18 protein-coding genes are annotated in these 22,698 nt (G+C 63.2%); 12 read left to right on the forward strand and 6 right to left on the reverse strand.

Annotation, left to right across the window (positions count from 1 at the left end; genetic code table 11):
* Positions 1 to 122: 122 nt before the first annotated feature.
* Complete coding sequence (gene galU / locus ACLRDN_RS11495; protein ID WP_413460122.1) at positions 123 to 1,013, forward strand: UTP--glucose-1-phosphate uridylyltransferase GalU; 891 nt, start codon at positions 123 to 125, stop codon at positions 1,011 to 1,013.
* 93 nt (positions 1,014 to 1,106) lie between these two features.
* Positions 1,107 to 1,643: a peptide deformylase gene (def, locus tag ACLRDN_RS11500; protein WP_413460123.1), complete on the forward strand. Its 537-nt coding sequence runs from the start codon at positions 1,107 to 1,109 to the stop codon at positions 1,641 to 1,643.
* Positions 1,644 to 1,721: 78 nt separating this feature from the next.
* On the opposite strand, the gene cphA (ACLRDN_RS11505) is transcribed toward def, so the two are convergent.
* The 3 genes from cphA (ACLRDN_RS11505) to ACLRDN_RS11515 all read right to left on the reverse strand — a co-directional run bounded on the left by cphA (ACLRDN_RS11505) (position 1,722) and on the right by ACLRDN_RS11515 (position 6,965).
* Entirely contained in the window at positions 1,722 to 4,295 is a 2,574-nt protein-coding gene (cphA, locus tag ACLRDN_RS11505; protein WP_413460124.1) for a cyanophycin synthetase, read from the reverse strand.
* Positions 4,296 to 4,356: 61 nt separating this feature from the next.
* The gene (gene cphA, locus ACLRDN_RS11510) at positions 4,357 to 6,555 is read right to left on the reverse strand and encodes a cyanophycin synthetase (RefSeq protein WP_413460125.1); all 2,199 of its coding nucleotides are present in this window, start codon (positions 6,553 to 6,555) and stop codon (positions 4,357 to 4,359) included.
* Positions 6,556 to 6,692: 137 nt separating this feature from the next.
* Positions 6,693 to 6,965: a hypothetical protein gene (locus ACLRDN_RS11515; protein ID WP_413460126.1), complete on the reverse strand. Its 273-nt coding sequence runs from the start codon at positions 6,963 to 6,965 to the stop codon at positions 6,693 to 6,695.
* Between the two features lie 224 nt (positions 6,966 to 7,189).
* On the opposite strand from ACLRDN_RS11515, the gene ACLRDN_RS11520 reads away from it, so the two are divergent.
* Together ACLRDN_RS11520 and ACLRDN_RS11525 are read left to right on the forward strand one after the other, a co-directional pair.
* Positions 7,190 to 9,466: an ABC transporter ATP-binding protein gene (locus ACLRDN_RS11520; RefSeq protein WP_413460127.1), complete on the forward strand. Its 2,277-nt coding sequence runs from the start codon at positions 7,190 to 7,192 to the stop codon at positions 9,464 to 9,466.
* Between the two features lie 3 nt (positions 9,467 to 9,469).
* Entirely contained in the window at positions 9,470 to 9,955 is a 486-nt protein-coding gene (locus ACLRDN_RS11525) for a DUF1854 domain-containing protein (RefSeq protein ID WP_413460128.1), read from the forward strand.
* A 74-nt stretch (positions 9,956 to 10,029) separates the two neighbouring features.
* Here the strand turns inward: ACLRDN_RS11525 and ACLRDN_RS11530 are convergent, their stop codons facing one another.
* The 3 genes from ACLRDN_RS11530 to map all read right to left on the reverse strand — a co-directional run bounded on the left by ACLRDN_RS11530 (position 10,030) and on the right by map (position 14,408).
* Positions 10,030 to 10,776: a pseudouridine synthase gene (locus tag ACLRDN_RS11530; protein WP_034332946.1), complete on the reverse strand. Its 747-nt coding sequence runs from the start codon at positions 10,774 to 10,776 to the stop codon at positions 10,030 to 10,032.
* Positions 10,777 to 10,886: 110 nt separating this feature from the next.
* On the reverse strand, positions 10,887 to 13,439 hold the full coding sequence (locus ACLRDN_RS11535) for a [protein-PII] uridylyltransferase (protein WP_413460129.1): 2,553 nt from the start codon (positions 13,437 to 13,439) through the stop codon (positions 10,887 to 10,889).
* A gap of 144 nt (positions 13,440 to 13,583) precedes the next feature.
* On the reverse strand, positions 13,584 to 14,408 hold the full coding sequence (map, locus tag ACLRDN_RS11540; protein WP_034332956.1) for a type I methionyl aminopeptidase: 825 nt from the start codon (positions 14,406 to 14,408) through the stop codon (positions 13,584 to 13,586).
* Between the two features lie 341 nt (positions 14,409 to 14,749).
* On the opposite strand from map, the gene rpsB reads away from it, so the two are divergent.
* From rpsB to rseP, 8 genes are all read left to right on the forward strand, one after another.
* Positions 14,750 to 15,490, forward strand: coding sequence for a 30S ribosomal protein S2 (gene rpsB, locus ACLRDN_RS11545; protein ID WP_088753854.1), 741 nt, complete (start codon positions 14,750 to 14,752; stop codon positions 15,488 to 15,490).
* Positions 15,491 to 15,626: 136 nt separating this feature from the next.
* Complete coding sequence (gene tsf, locus ACLRDN_RS11550; protein WP_413460130.1) at positions 15,627 to 16,514, forward strand: translation elongation factor Ts; 888 nt, start codon at positions 15,627 to 15,629, stop codon at positions 16,512 to 16,514.
* A 292-nt stretch (positions 16,515 to 16,806) separates the two neighbouring features.
* Positions 16,807 to 17,523 (forward strand): UMP kinase, encoded by a 717-nt coding sequence (gene pyrH / locus ACLRDN_RS11555; RefSeq protein WP_088753856.1) that lies wholly within the window; start codon positions 16,807 to 16,809, stop codon positions 17,521 to 17,523.
* 127 nt (positions 17,524 to 17,650) lie between these two features.
* Complete coding sequence (frr, locus tag ACLRDN_RS11560; protein ID WP_039788280.1) at positions 17,651 to 18,211, forward strand: ribosome recycling factor; 561 nt, start codon at positions 17,651 to 17,653, stop codon at positions 18,209 to 18,211.
* 192 nt (positions 18,212 to 18,403) lie between these two features.
* Positions 18,404 to 19,162, forward strand: coding sequence for a polyprenyl diphosphate synthase (gene uppS, locus ACLRDN_RS11565; protein WP_413460131.1), 759 nt, complete (start codon positions 18,404 to 18,406; stop codon positions 19,160 to 19,162).
* Positions 19,162 to 19,989 carry a phosphatidate cytidylyltransferase gene (locus ACLRDN_RS11570; protein WP_413460132.1) on the forward strand — a complete coding sequence of 276 codons (828 nt, stop codon included), beginning with the start codon at positions 19,162 to 19,164 and terminating at the stop codon, positions 19,987 to 19,989. The genes uppS and ACLRDN_RS11570 overlap by 1 nt, the downstream gene beginning before the upstream one ends.
* A gap of 26 nt (positions 19,990 to 20,015) precedes the next feature.
* A complete protein-coding gene (gene ispC / locus ACLRDN_RS11575; protein ID WP_413460133.1) occupies positions 20,016 to 21,188 on the forward strand; it encodes a 1-deoxy-D-xylulose-5-phosphate reductoisomerase in 1,173 nt (390 codons plus the stop codon).
* Positions 21,185 to 22,558: an RIP metalloprotease RseP gene (rseP, locus tag ACLRDN_RS11580; RefSeq protein ID WP_413460134.1), complete on the forward strand. Its 1,374-nt coding sequence runs from the start codon at positions 21,185 to 21,187 to the stop codon at positions 22,556 to 22,558. The genes ispC and rseP overlap by 4 nt, the downstream gene beginning before the upstream one ends.
* Positions 22,559 to 22,698 lie beyond the last annotated feature (140 nt).

Here is a 22,698-nt window from a genome sequence, read left to right on the forward strand (position 1 = left end):
CATTGTCTTTTTATTCATATAGAATGCCGCCCGTAAGCAGTCCCGTTCCCGGACTGCGGAGCAGGATTCACCGCATAACACCATAACAACATAACAAGACCCATCCTTACCTCGGAGTCATGATGATCAAGAAGATCAAGAAAGCCGTTTTTCCTGTCGCCGGTCTCGGTAGCCGCTTCCTGCCCGCCACCAAGGCCCAGCCCAAGGAGATGCTGCCCATCGTCGACAAGCCGCTGATTCACTATGCAGTGGAAGAGGCGGTCGCCGCCGGCATTACGGAAATGGTGTTCATCACCGGCCGCAACAAGCGCGCCATCGAAGACCACTTCGACAAGGCCTACGAGCTGGAAGCCGAACTGGAAGCTGCCGGCAAGAAGAAGCTGCTGGAGATCGTGCAGAACGTGGTGCCCAAGAACGTCAATTGCATTTTCATCCGCCAGTCCGAGCCGCTGGGCCTGGGCCATGCCGTGCTGTGCGCGCGTCCGGTGGTGGGTGAAGAACCCTTCGCCATCCTGCTGGCTGATGACTTCATGGATACCGACGAGGGCGTCAAGCCGGTGCTGGCACAGATGACCGACATCTACGCACGTGAAGGCATGAGCCTCTTGGCCGTGCAGGAAGTGCCCAAGAACGATACCCGCCAATACGGCATCGTCAGCGCCACGCCTTACCAGCCGGACCTGGAGCGCATCAACGCCATCGTCGAAAAGCCGGCTCCCGAAGAAGCCCCGTCCACGCTGGCCGTGGTGGGTCGCTACGTGTTGAACAGCCGCATCTTCCACTACCTGGAAAACATCCCGCGCGGCGCCGGTGGCGAGATCCAGCTCACCGACGGCATCGCCAAGCTGATGCAGGCCGAATCCGTGCTGGCATACCGTTACCAGGGCCAGCGTTATGATTGCGGTTCCAAGCTGGGTTACCTCAAGGCCATGGTGGCCATGGGCCTGAAGCACCCGGAAACCGGTCCGGCCTTCTCGGAATACCTGCAGGACATGGCCAGCAAGGCGCGCTGATCGCCGCTGCTGTCCGGCGCCGGCATGTTGCGCGGCGCACCGCTTGCACAATGACGCCCGGTTCCTGCCGGGCGTCTTTCATGGAGAGCTTCAATGGCAATACGCGAGATCCTCAAAATGGGCGACCCGCGCCTGCTGCGCCAGGCGCAGCCGGTCACGCAATTCGGTACCCCTGAACTGGCGCAGCTGGTGGACGACATGTTCGAGACCATGCGTGCCGTCAACGGTGCCGGGCTGGCTGCGCCCCAGATCGGGGTAGACCTGCAGCTGGTGATCTTTGGCTTCGGCCACAACCAGCGTTATCCGGAGGCGCCGGCGGTACCGGAGACGGTGCTCATCAATCCGGTGCTCACGCCCTTGTCGGACGAGCAAGAAGAGGGCTGGGAAGGCTGCCTGTCGGTGCCCGGCATGCGCGGCGTGGTGCCGCGCTGGAGCCGCTTGCGCTATCAGGGACTGGACTTGCACGGTAACGAGATTGACCGCACCGTCGACGGTTTCCACGCCCGCGTGGTGCAGCATGAATGCGATCACCTGCAGGGCATCCTGTATCCGATGCGCATCCGCGACTTCCGCCAGTTCGGCTTCACGGAAGTGCTGTTCCCGGACCTGGATCCCAACCAGGACGACTGAACAACGACGCTGCAAAAAAACATCCCGGCACCAGGCCGGGATGTTTTTTTCAGGACCGATGAAACCGCGTATCGGCCATCAGGCGTTTTCCTTCACCCGCTGGTCGATGTGCGCCAGCGCCTCTTCCACCTGGTCGATCAGGATCAGGCACAGGTCGCCTGGCTGCAGGGTAGCGAGGGCCGTGTCGATGGCGACGAATTCGCCGTTGATTTCCTTCACATCCTTCGTACGCTTGGCTCCTTCGAGGCCCTGGCGCAGCAGCGCAATGACTTCGCCGTCTTCACGGCCGCGCTGGCACTGATCCTGGTACAGCACCACTTCATCGAAGGCATCGCCCAGCAGTTCAGTCTGGCGGGTGATGTCGACGTCGCGGCGGTCACCGGCACCGCTGATGACCACCGAGCGGCGCTTGGCGGGCAGGCTGTCGACGGCCTTGATGAGGGCCTGGATGGCATCCGGATTGTGGCCGTAGTCGGCGATCAGGGTGGCACCCTTGTAGTCGAACAGGTTGAAGCGGCCCGGGGCGGTGCCGCTGTCGCTGATGAAGCTGGCCAGGGCGCCGGTGATCTGTTCCCAGTCCAGGTTCAGGGCCCAGGCTGCACCCACGGAAGCCATCACGTTCTCGACCTGGAAGCCGATGGCGCCGCTGCGGGTCAGGGGAATGCCGGACAGCTTCAGGCGTTTTTCGAACGTACCTTGCGCGGCCACGATGGCGTCGCCGTCTTGATAGACGATACGGTGGCCCTGCGCGCGGTGGGTGGCCATGATGGGGTGGGTCGGGTCCAGTGCGAAGAAGGTCACCGAGCCGGGGCAGGAGGAGGCCATCTTGGACACCATCGGGTCCGCCGCATTCAACACGGCAGTGCCGGTCGGCGCCACGTTCTCGACGATGACGCGCTTGACCACGGCCAGGTCTTCCACGGTGCTGATGTAGGACAGGCCCAGGTGGTCGCCCATGCCGATGTTGGTGACCACGGCCACGGCGCAGCGGTCAAAGCCCAGCCCTTCGCGCAGCACGCCGCCACGGGCGGTTTCCAGCACGGCGGCATCCACATCCGGGTGGAACAGCACATTGCGGGCGCTGCGCGGACCGCTGCAGTCGCCGGTGTCGGTGCGCTGGCCGTCGATGTAGACGCCATCGGTATTGGTCATGCCCACGCGCAGGCCGGTCTTGGCCAGCAGGTGCGTGATCAGGCGCACGGTAGTGGTCTTGCCGTTGGTGCCGGCCACGGCCACCACGGGGATGCGGCCATCGTCGCCATCGTCGTACATCGTCGAGATGATGGCTTCGCCGACATCGCGCGCCTTGCCGTAGGACGGCGAGAGGTGCATGCGCAGGCCGGGCGCGGCGTTGACTTCGACGATGCCGCCGCCTTGTTCTTCCATCGACATGTGCACCGAATTGCAGACCACGTCCACGCCGCAGATGTCGAGCCCGACCATCTGCGCGGCCGCAATCGCGCGTGCGGCCACGTCCGGATGCACGTCGTCGGTGACATCGGTGGCGGTGCCGCCGGTAGAGAGGTTGGCGTTGTTGCGCAGGACCACGCGCACGCCCTGGGCGGGAATGGCTTCCGGGTCCAGGTTCTGGCCGGACAGCACCGACAGGGCGATATCGTCCAGGCGGATCTTGGTCAGCGAGGTGGCGTGGCCGTCGCCGCGCAGCGGATCGGCGTTGACCTGGTCGATCAATTGACGGATGGTGTGCACGCCGTCGCCGATGACTTGCGGCGGATCGCGGCGGGCCGCAGCCACCAGGGTCTTGCCGATGACCAGCAGGCGGAAGTCGTGGCCGGGCAGGTAGCGCTCGACGATGACTTCATCGCTGATCAGGGCGGCGTTGTTGAAGGCGCGGGTGATCTGTTCGGGGGTGCTGATGTTGACGGCCACGCCCTTGCCCTGGTTGCCGTCCAGCGGCTTGATGACCACCGCCGAGCCGATTTCCTCGGCGGCCTTCAAGGCATCTTCCACGGTCTCGACCACGCGGCCGTTGGGGACCGGCACGCCAGCGGCATGCAGCAGCATCTTGGTCAGGTCCTTGTCTTGGGCAATCGATTCGGCGATGGCGCTGGTGTTGCTGGTCTCGGCAGCCTGGATGCGCTTCTGGCGGCTGCCCCAGCCGAACTGCACCATGCTGCCCTGGGTCAGGCGGCGATAGGGGATGCCGCGCTTGATGGCCGCATTGACGATGGAGCCGGTGGAGGGGCCCAGGCGCACATCTTCATCCAGTTCTCGAATGCGGGCCAGCGCACCGGTGAGGTCGAAGGGGGTGTCGGCCTGGGCGGCGCGCACCAGTTCCAGTGCCAGGTCGAAGGCCAGGCGGCCGACTTCTTCTTCGCTGTATTCCACCACCACCTGGTAGATGCCGGTCTCGACGGTGGAGACGGTACGGCTGAAGGTCACCGGGCAGCCGGCCTGGTTCTGCAGCGCCAGGGCGGCAGCGGCCAGGGCGTGCGCCATGGAGACGACCTGCTTGCCGCCATCGGGTTCGAGGAAGCCGATCTGCGGGAAGCGGGCGCGCAGGCGCAGTTCGAAGCCGGGCATGTCATCGATGACGCGCTCGTTTTCCGGGCAGGAAACGATGGCCTCGATGGCAGTGTGTCTGCTCCAGAGATTGGGGCCGCGCAGGGCGCGAATGCGGGATACGTCCATGGACTCGTTTTCCTAGATGTCTCTTGATCTTGATTCAGTCGGTCTTGCAGGTCACGCCGGTTCAGGCGGCCTGGCTCTTGAACTTCAGGCCTTGCTCCTCGGCGCGCTCGGTGCCGAAGAGCTCGATGCCGGCACGGATCACTTCGGGGCCGATGCCCAGGGCCCAGGCGGCGCCGACGGCGGCCAGCACGTTCTCGACCTGGTAGGCCACCGCGCCGTTTTCAGTCAGGGGGATGGCATCCACCGAGCTGACCTTGCACTGGCGCTCGCCTTCGGCCTGGATCAGGTCGCCACCGCGCAGGAACACGGCACGGCCGCCTTCCTTCAGGTGGCTGGCCAGCAGTTCGGACGCCGGATCGGTGCTGAAGAAGATGACTTCGCCATCGCACAGCTGGGCCATGTCGGCCACCAGCGGGTCGTCGGCATTGAGCACGGCAGCGCCTTCCGGCAGCACCAGGTCGACCTGGGTGCGCTTGACCTTGGTGGCGATCTGCTCGGCGTTCTCGATGTAGAACTCGGGCAGGCTGTCGTTGGGATCGATATTGGCGACCACGCCGACCAGGCAGCGGTCATAAGCCAGGCCTTCGGCCAGGATGGCGGCGCTGCCGTTCTCGAACACGGCAGCTTCCACCGCACGGTTCAACAGTACGCGATGGGCGGCGTCCCAGGTGGCGCGGTTGCCGCGCTCAATCTGGCGTTCGCCGAAGTACAGGCCTTCACCGCAGGCCAGGCCCACGTGCTTGCCCGACAGGTGCACGATGCGTGCGATCAGGCGCGAAATGGTGGTCTTGCCATGGGTGCCGGTGACGCCGACGACGGGGATGCGGCCGTTTTCTTCCGGGCCGAACAGGTTGTCGATGATGGCCTCGCCGACCGGACGCGGCTTGCCGTCCGAGGGCTTCAAGTGCATCAGCAGGCCGGGACCGGCATTGACCTCGACGATGGCACCGCCCTGGTCCTGCAGCGGGCGCGAGATATCTTCGGCCACGATGTCGACACCGGCGATATCCAGGCCGACGATGCGGGCGGCCAGGGAAGCGGCGGCTGCCACGCTGGGGTGGACCAGGTCGGTGATGTCGGAGGAGACGTTGCCATTGCGCAGCAGCAGGATGCGGCGGCCGGCGGCGGGGACCGACTCGGTGGTCAGGTTCTGGCGCTGCAGTTCCAGCACGGCGGCCGGTTCGCGGTCCAGCAGCACCGGGTCCAGCAGGTGTTCTTCCAGCAGGCCGCGGCGCGGGTCGCGGTTCAGTTCATCCAGCAGGTCCTGCACGGTGGACTTGCCATCGCCGACGATGAAGATCGGTTCACCACGGGCGGCGGCGGCCAGCTTGCCGCCGACGATCAGCAGGCGGTGTTCCAGGCCCGGCACGAAGCGCTCGACCAGCACGCCGCTGCCTTCTTCCAGCGCGACCTTGTAGGCGGTCTCGATTTCTTCCTGGGTGTTCAGGTCGATGAACACGCCGCGGCCATGATTGGCATCGCAGGGCTTGACCACCACCGGCAGGCCGATGTCCTGGGCGGCATCCCAGGCGTCTGCGGGGCTGTCCACCAGACGGCCTTCGGGCACCGGCACGCCACAGGTTTCCAGCAGCGACTTGGTGAGATCCTTGTCACGGGAGATGCCTTCGGCAATCGCGCCGGTCTGGTCGGATTCGGCAGTCCAGATGCGGCGCGACTTGCAGCCGTGGCCCAGCTGCACCAGGTTGCCTTCGGACAGCCGGATGGTGGGGATGCGGCGCTCGTCGGCGGCGTCCACGATGCAAGCGGTGCTGGGGCCCAGGCACAGGCGGTCGACCATGCGGCGCAGCTTGCGCAGGGTGGTGTCGAGGTCGAAGGGCTGGTTTTCCATGGCGGCCATCACCAGGTCGCGGGCGGCAAAGAGCGCTGCGCGGGTGACCGTTTCATGGCGGGCACGCACCACCACCTTGTAGACGCCGCGCACATTGGTCTCGCGCGCCTTGCCGAAGCCGCCGGGCAGGCCGGCCAGATTCTGCAGTTCGAGGGTGACGTGTTCCAGGATGTGGCCGGGCCAGGTGCCTTCGTGCAGACGGCGCACGAAGCCGCCGCGCTCTTCGTAGCTGCAGCGGTGTTCGATCAGGGTGGGCAACCAGGTGGTGAGGCGGTCGACGAAGCCGGGAATGGTATTGGAGGGAAAATCTTCCAGTTCCCCGATATCGATCCACACTTCGAGGGCGGAGCGGTAGGTCCAGATGTTGGGACCCTTGAGGTTCAGAAAACGGAGGAATTCGATGTTTTTCATGTGTGGTGGATAGTCCGCTGTAATTGCCCAAGCCAGGATGCCGATGCTGGCTGCATCGCTCGTGCCGCCCTGCGCACGCCGGTCAGCGCTCTGTCAGAATAACGCATGGTTCACTAACGCGCAGGATGGTTTTTGGTTTACTGCATTTGCCAGATGGCAGAACTGAATGAAAAATGATGTTGTCCTGCGGCAATCAAATGAACGCTTTGAACCGGCAAAGACGGGCAGGGCGCAACGGGAGGAAGGCTGGATGCATGCGGGCAGGCTGGGATGGAGATGAACGATATTGTCGCAGACTGTCCCGCTGCCGTGGCCATGCGGCCGAAAAATCCGGCGGCCTGCGCATGAGATGAACCCTTTGGCAGATCAGCCATTCGCATCATGCGGGAAAGATCACCTCGATGTTCCATCAAGTGAAACCTCCGGTACACCATTTGACCACCTCTCGCGTTATCGCAAGGCCGCTGGCGTTTGGGTGGGCAGATCGTGGATTGGCAGCGGGGGACGCTGCGCTATAATCGCGCGCTGCCCGCTGGCACATCCTTGCAGGCATCAAGACAACAGGTCCGGCGAGACCTGCACCTCCTAAAACAATAGCCAAACTGCTCACTTCGGGCCTCAACGCTGCCGTTACATGACTACTGACTCAACTCCTTCCGCGACCGCCAGCCTGCCCGAGCGCTGGCAAACGGAAACTGCTGCCCGCCTGGCCCAGGGGGAATCCGTGCTGGCCTGGCTGGAACTGGACCTGGACGCCCAGCTGCAATTCAAGCCTTCATTGGTGCTGGCCACCGACCGCCGCCTGCTGTCCCTGTCCCCGGACGGCCAGCAATGGCAAGAGTGGGCCTATCGCCCCGACCTGCAACTGAAGCATGTCGACCACGCCGGTGTGGGTACCCTGGAGTTGTGCGACGCTGCCAGCCGGCTGGCCGCCTGGCGCTATACCCTGGCCCAGAATCCGCAGGCGCTGCGCCTGATCAAGCTCTTCGAGCAGCAGCGCGACCTGCTGGCCTCGGGGGTGCAGGCCGAAGAGGAGGGCGACGTCTGCCCGACCTGCAAGGCCGTGCTGCCCGAAGGCCAGGAAACCTGTGCCATCTGCCCGGAAACCAAGGAAGCGCCACCGTCGACTTGGGCGCTGTTCCGCCTCTCGCGCTTCGCCAAGCCCTACAAGGGCTCGCTGCTGCTGGGCTTCCTGCTGACGCTGGCCTCCACCGCCGCCACGCTGGTGCCGCCCTACATGACCATGCCGCTGATGGACAATGTGCTGATCCCATTCCAGAACGGCACCCCCATCGATACCCACCTGGCCACGCTGTACCTGTCGGGCCTGCTGGGCGCGGCGGTGCTGGCCTGGGGGCTGGGCTGGGCGCGCACCTACATCCTGGCGCTGGTGTCCGAGCGCATCGGCGCGGACCTGCGCACGACCACCTATGCGCACCTGCTGCGGCTGTCGCAGGAATATTTCGGCGGCAAGCGCACCGGCGACCTGATGGCGCGCATCGGCTCGGAAACCGACCGCATCTGCGTGTTCCTGTCGCTGCACCTGCTCGATTTCGCCATCGACGTGCTGATGATCATCATGACGGCGGCCATCCTCATCTCGATCAATCCCTGGCTGGCGCTGGTGACCTTGTTGCCGCTGCCGTTCATCGCCTGGATGATTCACGTGGTACGCGATCGCCTGCGCCACGGTTTCGAGAAGATCGACCGCATCTGGTCGGAGGTGACCAATGTGCTGGCCGATACCATCCCCGGCATCCGCGTGGTGAAGGCTTTTGCGCAGGAAAAGCGCGAAGTGGCGCGTTTCCGCGAAGCCAACCGCCACAACCTGATGGTCAATGACCGGGTCAACAAGATCTGGTCGCTCTTCACGCCCACGGTCACCTTCCTGACCGAAGTGGGCTTGCTGGTGGTGTGGGTGTTCGGGATCTGGCAGGTCTCCAGCAACCAGATCACGGTTGGTGTGCTGACCGCCTTCCTGGCCTACATCAGCCGCTTCTATACCCGTCTGGATTCGATGAGCCGCATCGTCTCGGTGACCCAAAAGGCCGCCGCCGGTGCCAAGCGCATCTTCGACATCCTGGACCACGTCTCCAGCGTGCCAGAACCGGCCAACCCGGTGCACCTGGAAAACGTCAAGGGCGCCATCGAAGTGCGCAACATCGGCTTCCGCTACGGCAACCGCGCGGTGATCCGCAACATGAGCCTGTCCATTGCGCCGGGCGAGATGATCGGCCTGGTCGGTCACAGCGGTTCGGGCAAGTCCACCATGGTCAACCTGATCTGCCGCTTCTACGATGTCTCCGAAGGGGCGATCCGCATCGATGGCGTGGACATCCGTTCGCTGCCCATTTCCGAATACCGCCGCAACATCGGCCTGGTGCTGCAGGAACCCTTCCTGTTCTTCGGCACCATTGCCGAGAACATCGCCTACGGCAAGCCGGAAGCCACCCGCGAGGAAATCATCGCCGCGGCCCGTGCGGCCCATGCGCATGAGTTCATCCTGCGCCTGCCGCAAGGCTATGACTCGCTGGTCGGTGAGCGCGGCCAGGCCTTGTCGGGCGGTGAGCGCCAGCGCATCTCGATTGCGCGCGCGCTGCTGATCGACCCGCGCATCCTGATCCTGGACGAGGCCACTTCCTCGGTCGATACCACCACCGAAAAGGAAATCCAGAAGGCGCTGGACAACCTGGTCCAGGGCCGCACCACGATTGCCATCGCGCACCGCCTGTCGACCCTGCGCAAGGCCGATCGCCTGGTGGTGCTGGATCGCGGCCAGGTGGTCGAGGTCGGCAACCACGAGGAACTGATGGCCCGGGAAGGGCATTACTACAAGCTCTACCAGGCCCAGGCGCGTAACCCTGATGGCGATGCCGAGGTCTCGGTGAGCGAAGAAGAGAAGGGCGAATAAGCCATGAGCACCACCAACCATTCAGCCCAAAGCTTCACGCTGGAGCGCAACGCTTTTGGACGCCTGGTGTTGACCGACGCCCAGGGCGGCCTGCACGAGCACGTGATTCCGGTACGTGCATTTCCGGTCACCTCGCCCGATCGCGGCCTGTCCCTGGTCAGCAGCGACGGCCACGAGCTGGCCTGGATCGATACCCTGGAGGAAGTGGATGCGCCCACGCGCCGCCTGATCGAGGAAGAACTGGCCAGCCGCGAGTTCATGCCGGAGATCCAGCGCATCGTCAGCGTGTCGACCTTCGCCACGCCCAGCGACTGGACCGTGCAGACCACGCGCGGCACCACCACCTTCACGCTCAAGGGCGAGGAAGATATCCGCCGCCTGGCCGCGCCGGCGCTGCTCATTGCCGACAGCCACGGCATCCAGTTCCTGATCCGCGACCAGAAGGCGCTGGACAAGCACAGTCGCAAGATCCTGGATCGTTTCCTCTGATCCTTTTTGCCTGCGGCAAAAAAGAACGGCCCTGATGGTGAGTCAGGGCCGTTTTTTCATTCAGGAAATCGCGTTCAGAACTTCTCGTCCGGCCGCAGGTAGCGCCACTGGCCCGTGGGCAGCTCGCCCAGCTTCACGCCACCGATACGCACGCGCTTCAAGCCGATCACCTTCAGCCCGACCATGTCGCACATGCGGCGGATCTGGCGCTTCTTGCCTTCGCGCAGGGTAAAGCGCAATTGGTCCTCGTTCTGCCACACCACCTTGGCCGGGCGCAGCGGCTTGCCATCCATGATGAGGCCGTGGTTCAGGCGCTTGAGATCGGATTCAGGCAGCTTGCCGGGACGGGTGTATTGCACGCGCACCAGGTATTCCTTGTCGACCGCCGAATCCTCGCCGATCAGTTGCTTGGCGATGCGGCCATCCTGGGTCAGCACCAGCAGGCCCACCGAATCGATGTCCAGCCGTCCGGCCGGCACCAGGCTCTTCAACTGGCGCGGGTGGAAGCGCATCTCGGTCTGGTCTTCGGCCCAGCGCGACTGTTCGTTGACCAGCACCATGGCCGGCTTGTAGCCATCCTCGGCCTGGCCGCTGACGTAGCCCATGGGCTTGTTGATCAGGATGGTCACGCGCTGGGCCTGCTCGGCGCTGGCCTGGCGTTCCACGGTGACTTTCTGGTGCGGCAGCACCTTGCTGCCCAGCACCGACACCACCTGGCCGTCCACGCGCACCCAGCCTTTTTCTATCCATTCGTCGGCTTCGCGGCGCGAGCACAGGCCGAGTTCGGACATGCGTTTGGAAAGTCTTACAGGTTCAGTCATGGGGATTGCCTTGCGAAAAACGGAGGCCGGCCAGCGGCGAGGGTGAGATTGTACGGCCAGCCGCGCCGCCGCGCCAGACATGGGCGGCAGCGCGGACAGGGTAATGCGGGTCAGATGCGCAGGGTCTGCAGCAGTTCGGTTTCCAGCATGATCTGGTTGCGCGGCTGGGACAGGCCCGGGCCGTCGATGAGGAACACGTCTTCGACCCGCTCGCCCAGGGTCATTACCTTGGCGGTATGCAGGTTGATGCGGTACTTGGCCAGCACATTGGAGATCGAATACAGCAGCCCCGCGCGGTCATTGGCCGAGACCGACAGCAGGTAGTACTGGCCGCGTTCATCCGGGCGCAGGTCCACCGAGGGATTGACCGGGAAGGTGCGCGACAGCCGCGACAGGCGGGCCTTGGACGGGGCCGGCAGCGGCGCGTCGGACTGCAGCAGGGCACCCAGTTCGTGCTCGATCAGGTTGATGATGTCGCGGTAGTTCTTGGCGAAGACCGGGGCATTGATGAGGAAGGCATCCAGCGCGTAATCGTTGCGGGTGGTGTGGATCTTGGCGTCGAAGATACTGAAGCTTTTTTCATCGAAATAGCTGCAGATGCGCGCAAACAGGTCAGGGCGGTCGGGCGTGTAGACCGCCACCTGAACACCTTCGCCAATGGGTGCCAGGCGGCAGCGCACCAGCGGCACACCGGTGTCGACCTTGTCGTAGAAGCAGCGCGTCTGCCAGGCGATGTCGGAGGCGTCGTGGCGCAGGAAGTAGGCCACGTCCAGCTGCTTCCACAGCGCTTCGTGGGCGTCGGCCGGCAGGCCGTACAGGCGCAGGGTCTTGATGGCTTCCTGCTGGGTATTCTTCAGTTCGCGGTCGGCCGAGGGGGCTTCGCCACCCAGCACGCGCAGGGTCATGCGGTACAGGTCTTCCAGCAGCTTGCCCTTCCAGGCGTTCCAGACCTTGGGGCTGGTGCCGCGGATATCGGCCACCGTCAGCAGGTAGAGCGCGGTGAGGTGGCGCTCGTCCTTGACCAGCTGGGCGAAGGCGGTGATGACGTCGGGGTCCGACATGTCCTGCTTTTGCGCCACGTGCGACATGGCCAGGTGCTGCTCCACCAGGAACACGATGAGCTCGGTATTGTCCGGCGAGATGCCGTGCTGCTCGCAGAAGGCGCGGGCGTCGGCCATGCCCAGCTTGGAGTGGTCGCCACCCCGGCCCTTGGCGATGTCGTGGAACAGCGCCGCGACATACAGCACCCAGGGCTGGCCGAAGTTGGCCATGAGCTGGCTGCAGAACGGATATTCATGCGCATGTTCGCTCATCGTGAAGCGGCGTACGTTGCGCACCACCATCAGGATGTGCTGGTCTACCGTGTAGACGTGGAACAGGTCGTGCTGCATCTGGCCGACGATCTGGCGGAAGTTCGGCAGGTAGCGTCCGAGCACGCTGCTGCTGTTCATTCCGCGCAGGGCGTGGATGATGCCGCGCTTGCTCTGGATGATCTGCATGAACAGGCGGTGGTTGCCCGGATCGGCGCGGAACGCGTTGTCGATCTTGAAGCGCGCGTGCCACAGCGCACGCAGGGTGCGCGCCGACATGTCCTTCAATTCCGGATGTTCTGCCAGTACCAGGAAAACCTCCAGCATGGCCGACGGTGTCTCCTCGAAGACCTTGTCGTGGGCAATGTCGACGAAACCGTTGACCTCGTTGAAACGCTCGTTGAGCGGGCGCGGTACCGCCTGCTGGGGGAAAAGGTGGGCTTCGATGTTCTGCAGCAGGATGGTGTTGAGCTGCGTGACTGCCTTGGCCGCCCAGTAGTAGCGCTGCATCAGGTATTCGCTGGCGCGGCGGGTATCGGTGGTCTTGAAGCCGAAGGTCTCGGCGATCTGGGTCTGGATGTCGAAGACCAGCCGGTCTTCACGGCGGTCGGTCAGGATGTGCAGGCGGATGCGAATGTCCTTGAAGGCGCGTTCCTTCTGGCGCAGCTGGCGCGCCTCGGTGGAGGTCAGCATGCCGTGCTCGGCCAATTCCCCCCAGGAATTGCCCAGCCCCGCCGCCTTGGCCACCCACAGGATCACCTGCAGGTCGCGCAGGCCACCGGGGCTTTCCTTGCAGTTGGGTTCGAGGCTGTAGGGCGTATCTTCATATTTGACGTGGCGCTGGCGCATTTCCAGGGTCTTGGCCTGGAAGAAGGCCAGCGGGTCCAGCGCGGCCTGGTAGCGCTCCTGCAATTTCTTGAAGAGGGCGCGGTTGCCGGTCACCAGGCGGGCTTCCAGGAGGCTGGTCTGCACCGTGATGTCGGCGGCCGATTCATCCAGGCATTCGTCGATGGTGCGGATGCTGTGGCCGATTTCAAGGCCGATGTCCCAGAACAGCTGCACCAGCGATTCCAGCTTTTCCTTCTTGGCGGCATCCGGGGCCTGGTCCAGCAGGATCAGCACATCCACGTCCGAATGCGGGAACAGCTCGCCCCGGCCATAGCCGCCTACGGCCACCAGGGCGGCGTTGCCGGACATGCCCAGCTCTTCCCAGGCGGTAGTCAGTGCCTCATCCACGTTGCGGCGCAACTGGGCCAGCAACTGCTCGGTCTTGTGGTTGGACTGGAACACCTCGATGGCTTGCTGGCGCGCGGCCTTGAGCTGTTTCTTGAGCGTGATGGCGAGTGTGGGCATCGTGGTAGGCAATCAGAGCAAGCAGGGCGGCGGGGCGGCGCCTATATGAACAAAGCCGCATCCCCATGCGGCTTTGCGCCCCAAGCAGGTTTCGTGCCGGAAACTGTGCGCAGGGTGGAGGGCACATGGTTCCGGCAGCCAGGATCACGCCGGGGTGGCGACCTGGTTCTGGATGAAGGCCGGTGGTGCCGGCATGCCCGGGGAGACGGTCAGCACTTCGAAGCCGGTCTCGGTGACCAGCACGGTGTGTTCCCACTGGGCCGACAGGCTGCGGTCCTTGGTCTTGATGGTCCAGCCGTCGCCCATTTCGCGGATTTCGCGGCGGCCGGCGTTGATCATCGGTTCCACCGTGAAGATCATGCCGGCTTCCAGCTTCTCCAGCGTGCCGGGGCGGCCGTAGTGCAAGACCTGCGGTTCTTCGTGGAAGACCTTGCCGATGCCGTGGCCGCAGAACTCGCGCACCACGCTGTAGCCGGCTTTTTCGGCGTGCTGCTGGATCACGTGGCCGATATCGCCCAGGTGGGCGCCCGGCTTGATCCTGGAGATGCCCAGCCACATGCATTCATAGGTGATTTCGGTCAGGCGGCGCGCCAGGATGGACGGCTCACCCAGGAAGAACATGCGGCTGGTGTCGCCGTGGTAGCCATTCTTGATGATGGTGACGTCGATGTTGAGCACGTCGCCGTTCTTCATCACCTTGTCGCCCGGGATGCCGTGGCAGATCACGTCATTGAGGGAGGTGCAGATGGCCTTGGGGTAGGGCGTGTAGCCCGGCGGGCAGTAGTTCAGCGGGGCCGGGATGCTGCCTTGCACGTTGGTCATGTACTCGTGGCAGAGGCGGTCGATCTCGCCGGTGGTCACGCCCGGTTTCACGAAGGGGGTGATGTAGTCCAGCACCTCGGCGGCCAGGCGGCCGGCCACGCGCATGCCTTCGATGTCTTCGGCGGTCTTGATGGTGATGTTGCCCATGATGAATCGCAATTCGCTAGAAAATCGTCAAGTCCGGATTATAGACGACAGGGGTGCTTTCTGTTTTGCCGGCTCCGGCCGACTTGCCGGGGCTTGAGTATGGCTGTATCGCTTATCTTCATGTGCTACTTGAACAAAAGTGATGGGTCGAGTAGAATGCCGGGCTGATCTGAAAACCTCAGGTCGGTTGTCGAATGCGGTGTGCGGAATGATTCTTCATGTCTCTTTGGCAATAAATGTCGTAAATTATCTTTTGAAACGCGAATCCGTTCGCTAAAAGGGTGTCCGGCTGCATGAGCCGGATGACCGAGCGGATTCCAGACCTAACCCTGGAGAAATTCATGTCCGTTACCATGCGCGAAATGCTGGAAGCCGGTGTCCACTTCGGTCACCAAACCCGCTTCTGGAACCCCAAGATGGCCCCCTTCATTTTCGGCCATCGCAACAAGATTCACATCGTCAACCTGGAAAAGACCCTGGGCATGTACCAGGAAGCCGTCAAGTACGTGCGCCAGCTGTCGGCCAACCGCGGCACCATCCTGTTCGTCGGTACCAAGCGTCAAGCCCGCGAAATCCTGGCCACCGAAGCGCAGCGCGCTGGCGTGCCCTACGTTGACCAGCGCTGGCTGGGCGGCATGCTGACCAACTTCAAGACCATCAAGACCTCCATCAAGCGCCTGAAGGATATGGAAGCTGCGCTGGAAGACGGTTCGGTCGAGAAGCTGTCCAAGAAGGAAGCCCTGCTGTTCAGCCGCGAGCAAGAAAAGCTGCAGAAGGCCATCGGCGGCATCAAGGACATGGGCGGCATTCCTGACGCCATCTTCGTCATCGACGTCGGCTACCACAAGGGCGCCATCACCGAAGCCGCCAAGCTGGGCATTCCGGTCATCGGCGTGGTCGATACCAACCACTCGCCCGAAGGCGTCACCTACGTGATCCCGGGTAACGACGACTCCGCCAAGGCGATCGCTCTGTACGCTCGCGGCATGGCTGACGCCGTGCTGGAAGGCCGCGCCAACGCCGTCAACGACGTCGTCGAAGCAGTCAAGGGCGATGAATTCGTCGAGGTCGAGCAGGCTTGATTCTGCTCTTCCGGTAGTACGGTAGTCCAAAAAGGGGTGACAGCGGGTAGTGACGCAGTGGCCCCTTTTTTTTGATTCAATTTTCGAGTTTCAGGCATGCCGCATGCGCGGGATGCCTCCAAGTCAGGAGAAAAGTATGGCGGCAATTACCGCAGCAATGGTGGGCGATCTGCGCGCGAAGACCGACGCGCCGATGATGGAATGCAAGAAGGCGCTGACCGAAGCCGATGGCGACATGGCCAAGGCTGAAGAAATCCTGCGCGTCAAGCTGGGCAGCAAGGCTTCCAAGGCCTCTTCCCGCATCACCGCAGAAGGCGTGATCTCGGCCTACATCGCTGGCAACGTCGGCGCCCTGGTCGAAGTGAACTGTGAAACCGACTTCGTGACCAAGAACGACGAGTTCATCGGTCTGGTCGAAGCCGCTGCCAAGCTGGTGGTCGAGCAGAATCCGGCTGACGTGGCTGCCCTGGGCGCCTGCAAGCTGGCCGACGGCAAGACCCTGGAAGAAGTGCGCACCGAACTGATCGGCCGCATCGGCGAGAACATGTCGTTCCGTCGCTTCCAGCGTTTCGAAACCACCGGCAAGCTGGCTGCCTACCTGCACGGCACCCGTATCGGCGTGATCGTCGAGTTCGACGGCGCAGAAGAGCAAGTCGGCAAGGACGTGGCCATGCACATCGCCGCCATGAAGCCGGTCGCCCTGTCGGCTGAGCAAGTGCCGGCCGACCTGATCGAGAAGGAACGCTCGGTCGCCGCCCTGAAGGCTGCCGAATCCGGCAAGCCGGCTGACATCGTCGCCAAGATGGTGGACGGTTCGGTGCAGAAGTACCTCAAGGAAGTGTCCCTGTTCAACCAGGCTTTCGTGAAGAACGACAAGCAAAGCGTCGAACAGATGCTCAAGGCGGCCAATACCACCGTCAAGTCGTTCGCCATGTACGTGGTCGGCGAAGGCATCGAGAAGAAGCAGGACGACTTCGCAGCTGAAGTGGCAGCGCAAGTGGCTGCAGCGAAACAAGCTCAGTAAGCGTCGCAGGAAAAACGGGCCGAGAGGCCCGTTTTTTTAAGCCGGGCTCCGGGAACTTTCGGAGTCGCCTGCATCTACAGTCAGGATCGTCCGTCGGATGAATGCTGACGTGCAGCCGCCGGCAAGCAGCACAGCATGCAGTAGCAGCAAGAAACAACAGGGCGCAGCAACACAATCCCCTCATGCGTTCGGACAACCTCCTGATGACGAAACAGCGCCATTTCGTCGGGTGATGGCCAGTGCCGGCGCGTCAATACGTAATTCAACCTCGGACAGAACACGGAGCCCTGCAATGACAACACCAGCTTACAAGCGCGTACTCCTCAAACTCTCCGGCGAAGCACTCATGGGCGACGACGCCTACGGTATCAATCGCGCGACCATCGAACGCATGGTCGCGGATGTAGCAGAAATCAGCAAACTGGGCGTGGAACTGGCCATCGTGATCGGTGGCGGCAACATCTTCCGCGGCGTGGCGCCGGGCGCCCAGGGCATGGATCGCGCGACCGCCGACTACATGGGCATGCTGGCCACCGTCATGAACTCGCTGGCCCTGGCCGATGCCATGCGCCAGGCCGGCCTGACGGCCCGCGTGATGTCGGCCATCGGCATCGAACAGGTGGTCGAGCCCTATGTGCGCCCCAAGGCGCTGCAATACCTGGAGGAAGGCAAGATCGTGGTCTTCGCCGCCGGTACCGGCAACCCCTTCTTCACCACCGATACCGCTGCCGCCCTGCGTGGCTCGGAAATCGGCGCCCAGATCGTGCTGAAGGCCACCAAGGTGGATGGTGTCTACACCGCCGACCCCAAGAAGGATCCTGCAGCTACCCGCTACCAGTCGATTTCCTTCGATGAAGCCATCGCCAAGCACCTGCAGGTGATGGATGCGACCGCCTTTGCGCTGTGCCGCGACCAGAAACTGCCGATCAAGGTGTTTTCCATCGTCAAGCCGGGCGCGTTGAAGAGCGTGGTCATGGGCGCCGACGAAGGGACCCTGGTCCACGTCTGAAGCAGGGCGCTGCGATATTGCAGTGCAGAAACCGGCCGCAGGCCGGGATTCCCGTTTACAATGCCCGTCTTTCAGGCATTTGCCATCAAGACAAGCCAAGTTATTGCACCAAAGTTAGGAGAGCAGCATGAGTGTCGCTGACGTCAAGAAAAATACCGAGCAGAAGATGGCCAAGTCCATCGAAACCCTGAAGGCCAACCTGGCCAAGGTCCGTACCGGCCGTGCCCACACCGGCCTGCTGGATCAAGTGATGGTCGAATACTATGGTTCGCCCACCGGCCTGTCGCAGGTCGCCAACCTGACCCTGATTGATGCCCGCACCATCGGTGTGCAGCCTTTCGAGAAGAAAATGGCTGCCGTCATCGAGAAGGCCATCCGTGAAGCCGATCTGGGCCTGAATCCAGCCACCCACGGCGACCTGATCCGCGTGCCGATGCCCGCGCTGACCGAAGAGCGCCGCAAGGAAATGGTCAAGCTGGTCAAGAGCGAAGCTGAAGACGCCAAGATCGCGGTGCGCAACATCCGCCGCGAAGGCAATGAAGGCTTGAAGAAACTGGTCAAGGACAAGATTGCCTCGGAAGATGACGAGCGTCGTGGCCAGGACGAGATCCAGAAGCTGACCGACAAGTTCGTGGCCGACATCGACAAGATGGTCACCGACAAGGAAAAGGAAGTGATGACGGTGTAAGCCGTCCAGCAGGTCCCAGGCGCGGCTGCCCATGGCGGCCGCGCTGCACGAACAAGTCCAAGACAGCAAAAGTGCAGGCAGGGAGCGGGAGAGGCAAGGGAGAAGCAGACGTGCCGGTTTGTCAAAGCGGCTGCGGCCCGTTACCATGTTGCGCTTCGCGTCCCGTGCACGGAAAAGTAATAAATCATTTACATGAAGCACCAAAGCTCAACTCAGGCGGTTCCGGAGACTTCCGCGGTTCCGCGCCATGTTGCCATCATCATGGACGGCAACGGTCGTTGGGCGACCAAACGTTTCCTGCCGCGCGTGGCGGGGCATGCCAAGGGCGTGGATGCGGTGCGCTCCATCGTCGAGGCCAGCGCCGAACGCGGCATCGAATTCCTCACGCTGTTTGCCTTCAGTTCCGAGAACTGGCGCCGGCCGGCCGACGAGGTCTCGGTCCTGATGCGCCTGTTCATGACGGTACTGGAACGTGAAGTCGGCAAGATGGCCAACAACGGCATCCGCCTGCGCATCGTCGGCGACATGAGCCGCTTCGATCCCAAGCTGCAGGAGATGGCCGCCAAGGCAGAAGAGCAGACCGCCGGCAACAACCGCCTGACCCTGACCGTCTGCGCCAACTATGGCGGCCGCTGGGATGTCATGCAGGCCGTCTCCAGAATGGTCAAGGACAAGCCGGGCGCGACCGACTACACCGAGGAAGAGCTGGCCCCTTATCTCGCCATGGCTTACGCCCCCGAGCCAGACCTCTTCATCCGCACCGGCGGCGAGCAGCGCATCTCCAATTTCCTGTTGTGGCAGCTCGCGTACAGCGAACTGTATTTCACCGAGACCTTCTGGCCTGATTTCGACGCCAAGGCGCTGGACCAGGCCATCGGCTCCTACCAACAACGCGAGCGCCGCTTCGGGCGCACCAGTGCCCAGGTGCTGGACCAGAAAAAGGTTTCCTGATGCTCAAGACGCGTGTCATCACGGCGTTGATCCTCCTGGCAATCCTGTTGCCCATCCTTTATTTCGGTTATTTCCCGGCCTTTGCCATGGCGGTGCTGGTGTTCTTTGCAGCTGGCGCCTGGGAATGCTTCCGCCTTTTCAAGAGCCCGCGTCCCACGGTGTGGGCACTGGGTTGGACGCTGGTTTTCAGTGTGATCCTGTTCTTTTCGGGCCTGCCCAGCGTGCGCGCCCTCTACGTGCTGTGCGTGCTGCTGTGGGCACTGCGCTTCGTTCCGGCGCTCGGGCTGGGCTTGCCCAAGATCGAGGCCTTCGGCAATCGCCTGCTCAACGGCACCTACATGCTCTCCATCCTCGGCTGCTTTGTGGCCATCGTGGACCTGTTCCAGCATTCGCCGCTGTACCTGCTCTCGGTGATGGCCGTGGTGTGGGTGGCTGATATCGGCGCCTACTTCTCAGGCAAGGGCTTCGGCCGCCACAAGCTGGCGCCGACCATTTCCCCAGGCAAGTCCTGGGAGGGCGCCATCGGCGGCTGGCTGGCCGTGCTGGTGATTTCGGCGGCGGTCGCCATGTCCATGAGCGGCGGCGAGACCTTCCAGTATCAATTGTTCAATCACTGGGGCTGGGGCGGCTTTGTCGGTATCCTCAGCCTGATGGTGGTGGCCAGCGTCGTCGGCGACCTGTTCGAGTCGCAACTCAAGCGCCGCGCCGGGATGAAGGACAGCAGCAACCTTTTGCCCGGCCATGGCGGCGTGCTCGATCGTATCGATGCGCTCATCCCGGTGCTGCCGCTGGCAGCGCTGGTCGATCTCTGGCTGGCGGCTTCCTGAGTCGCCGCTTTCGTCCTGGAAATTCCATGCAGTCCATCAGCATTCTTGGCTCCACCGGCTCTATCGGCGTGTCCACGCTCGATGTGGTGGCCCGCCACCCCGACCGTTATCGCGTCTTCGCATTGAGCGCCCATGCCCGCGTGGCTGAACTGGCCGAGCAATGCCAGCGTTTCCGTCCGCAAGTGGCGGTGGTGGGCTCGGCCGACGCGGCGGCGCAATTGCAGGACCTGCTGCGCGCGGCCAAGCTGCCCACTGAAGTGGCCTATGGCCCGCAAGCCTTGTGCGACATCGCCTCGGCCGACGGTTGCGACATGGTCATGGCGGCCATCGTCGGCGCCGCCGGACTGGCCTCGACCCTGGCGGCAGCCCGTGCCGGCAAGAAGATCCTGCTGGCCAACAAGGAAGCGCTGGTCATTTCCGGCCAGTTGCTCATGGATGCGGTGCAGGCGCACGGCGCCAGCCTGCTGCCCATCGACAGCGAACACAACGCCATCTTCCAGTGCCTGCCGGCCGGGTATAGCCGCTCGATGGCGGCCCATGGTGTCGAAAAGATCCTGCTGACGGCCTCGGGTGGCCCCTTCCTCAATCGCGATGTGAACACCCTCGACCAGGTCACGGTGGAAGAGGCCGTGGCCCACCCCAAGTGGGTGATGGGGCGCAAGATCTCGGTGGATTCGGCCACCATGATGAACAAGGGCCTGGAAGTGATCGAGGCCCACTGGCTCTTCGGTGCGCCGGCCGACAAGATCGAGGTGGTGATCCATCCGCAGAGCGTGATCCATTCCATGGTGTCCTACGCCGATGGTTCGGTGCTGGCGCAGCTGGGCAACCCCGACATGCGTACGCCCATTGCCAACGCACTGGCCTATCCCGAGCGTATCGCGTCAGGCGTGGCGCCGCTGGATCTGGCGCAGATCGCGCAACTGTCCTTCTTCCCGCCCGACTACCAGCGCTTCCCCTGCCTGAAACTGGCGTATGATGCCCTGCGAGCCGGCGGGACGCTGGCGGCCATTCTCAATGCCGCCAATGAAGTCGCCGTGCAAGCCTTCCTGGATCGCCGCATCGGCTTCGGGAAGATCGCTCCCCTGATCCAAACGGTCATGTCCGCCATCCCGAACCGGCAAGCCGACGACATCACGGCTCTGCTGGAACAGGACCGGCAGGCGCGTGATCATGCCGAGGCCCTGATTTCACGATGAACCTGCTGCATACCCTGATCGCTTTCTTCGTCGCCCTGGGCAGCCTGGTGGTTGTCCACGAGCTGGGGCATTACCTGGTGGCGCGCTGGTGCGGTGTGAAGGTATTGCGCTTCTCGGTCGGCATGGGCCGGGTGATCTGGTCGCGCCGCTTCGGCCGTGACCAGACGGAATGGGCGCTGTCCCTCTTGCCGCTGGGCGGCTACGTGAAGATGCTGGACGCCCGTGAACAGCCGCTGGAAGACATCCCGGAAGCAGATCTCAAGCGCGAATTCACCCGTCAATCCGTCTGGCGCCGCATCGCCATCGTGGCCGCCGGCCCGATCGCCAATTTCCTGCTGGCCATTCTTCTCTTTGCCGGTCTCTACATGCACGGCGTGCCCGAACCGGTGCCGGTACTGCGTGCGGCGACCGCACAGACGGCGGCCTACCAGGCCGGCCTGCGGGCAGGCGATCGCATTACGGCCATCAATGGCGCCCCGGTGCAGGTCTGGTCCGAAGTGCGCTGGAAGCTGATGCAGCTGGTGCTGGAAAAGGCGGACGCCCGCATCGACGTCGAACGTCCCAATCCCAACGGCAGCGGCAAGCTGCTCAATACCGTCACCTTGCGCTTGGGTGGCATCGACAGCAATGAACTGGAAGGCGACTTCCTGGCCAAGCTGGGCTTGTCGCTGGCGCGTCCGCCGGCCGTGCTGGGCAAGATCATGGAGGGTCCCGCCAAGACCGCGGGCCTGCAAAGCGGCGACCGCATCACCGCCATCGATGGCGTGCCGGTGCAGGATGGCCTGGCCTTCGTCGAGAAGGTGCGGGAGTCGGCCGGCAAGCCCTTGCTGCTGCAAGCCGTGCGTGGCAGCACGCCGCTGGAAGTGCGCGTGACGCCTGATACGGTGGAAGAGGGTGAGAGCGGCAAGCGCATCGGCCGCATCAAGGTCGAAGTGCCGCTGGCCCCCGAGATGGCCACCGTCAGCGATGATCCCTTCACGGCCGTGGCCAAGGGCGCCCAGCGCACCTGGGATACCAGCGTGATGACCATCAAGATGATCGGCAAGATGATCGTCGGCCAGGTTTCGCTCAAGAACATCACCGGTCCCATTACCATCGCCGACTATGCCGGACAGACCGCCCGCGTGGGCCTGGTGAGCTACCTCAGCTTCCTGGCCTTCATCAGTATCAGCCTGGGCGTGATGAATCTGTTGCCAATCCCGGTTTTAGACGGCGGTCATTTGCTGTATTATGCGCTGGAGATTTTGACAGGACGGCCCGTTTCCGAGCGGTTTGGGGAAATCGCGCAGCGTGCCGGCCTGGGCTTACTGATGGCGCTGATGCTCGTTGCTGCATTCAACGATATCGTGCGACTGATGTTCCAAGGATGAATCCGGCCTGATGCCATCCTCGTCGAGCATGCGAGCAGCGACGAGAATGGCGCGAAAGACCGGATTTTTTACATTTGCCGGCCAACTCCGATGGCAGTTGTTAAGCAATTGGCAATGGATCAGGAATCCGTTTTCAATTG

Origin of the sequence: Herbaspirillum huttiense (genome assembly GCF_047300815.1) — a bacterium.
Classification (GTDB): domain Bacteria; phylum Pseudomonadota; class Gammaproteobacteria; order Burkholderiales; family Burkholderiaceae_D; genus Herbaspirillum; species Herbaspirillum huttiense_A.

Coding starts and splice junctions, on each gene's coding strand:
- galU (WP_413460122.1), top strand. CDS start 123: ATGATCAAGAAGATCAAGAAAGCCGTTTTTCCTGTCGCCGGTCTCGGT.
- def (WP_413460123.1), top strand. CDS start 1,107: ATGGCAATACGCGAGATCCTCAAAATGGGCGACCCGCGCCTGCTGCGC.
- cphA (WP_413460124.1), bottom strand. CDS start 4,295: ATGGACGTATCCCGCATTCGCGCCCTGCGCGGCCCCAATCTCTGGAGC.
- cphA (WP_413460125.1), bottom strand. CDS start 6,555: ATGAAAAACATCGAATTCCTCCGTTTTCTGAACCTCAAGGGTCCCAAC.
- ACLRDN_RS11515 (WP_413460126.1), bottom strand. CDS start 6,965: ATGGAACATCGAGGTGATCTTTCCCGCATGATGCGAATGGCTGATCTG.
- ACLRDN_RS11520 (WP_413460127.1), top strand. CDS start 7,190: ATGACTACTGACTCAACTCCTTCCGCGACCGCCAGCCTGCCCGAGCGC.
- ACLRDN_RS11525 (WP_413460128.1), top strand. CDS start 9,470: ATGAGCACCACCAACCATTCAGCCCAAAGCTTCACGCTGGAGCGCAAC.
- ACLRDN_RS11530 (WP_034332946.1), bottom strand. CDS start 10,776: ATGACTGAACCTGTAAGACTTTCCAAACGCATGTCCGAACTCGGCCTG.
- ACLRDN_RS11535 (WP_413460129.1), bottom strand. CDS start 13,439: ATGCCCACACTCGCCATCACGCTCAAGAAACAGCTCAAGGCCGCGCGC.
- map (WP_034332956.1), bottom strand. CDS start 14,408: ATGGGCAACATCACCATCAAGACCGCCGAAGACATCGAAGGCATGCGC.
- rpsB (WP_088753854.1), top strand. CDS start 14,750: ATGTCCGTTACCATGCGCGAAATGCTGGAAGCCGGTGTCCACTTCGGT.
- tsf (WP_413460130.1), top strand. CDS start 15,627: ATGGCGGCAATTACCGCAGCAATGGTGGGCGATCTGCGCGCGAAGACC.
- pyrH (WP_088753856.1), top strand. CDS start 16,807: ATGACAACACCAGCTTACAAGCGCGTACTCCTCAAACTCTCCGGCGAA.
- frr (WP_039788280.1), top strand. CDS start 17,651: ATGAGTGTCGCTGACGTCAAGAAAAATACCGAGCAGAAGATGGCCAAG.
- uppS (WP_413460131.1), top strand. CDS start 18,404: ATGAAGCACCAAAGCTCAACTCAGGCGGTTCCGGAGACTTCCGCGGTT.
- ACLRDN_RS11570 (WP_413460132.1), top strand. CDS start 19,162: ATGCTCAAGACGCGTGTCATCACGGCGTTGATCCTCCTGGCAATCCTG.
- ispC (WP_413460133.1), top strand. CDS start 20,016: ATGCAGTCCATCAGCATTCTTGGCTCCACCGGCTCTATCGGCGTGTCC.
- rseP (WP_413460134.1), top strand. CDS start 21,185: ATGAACCTGCTGCATACCCTGATCGCTTTCTTCGTCGCCCTGGGCAGC.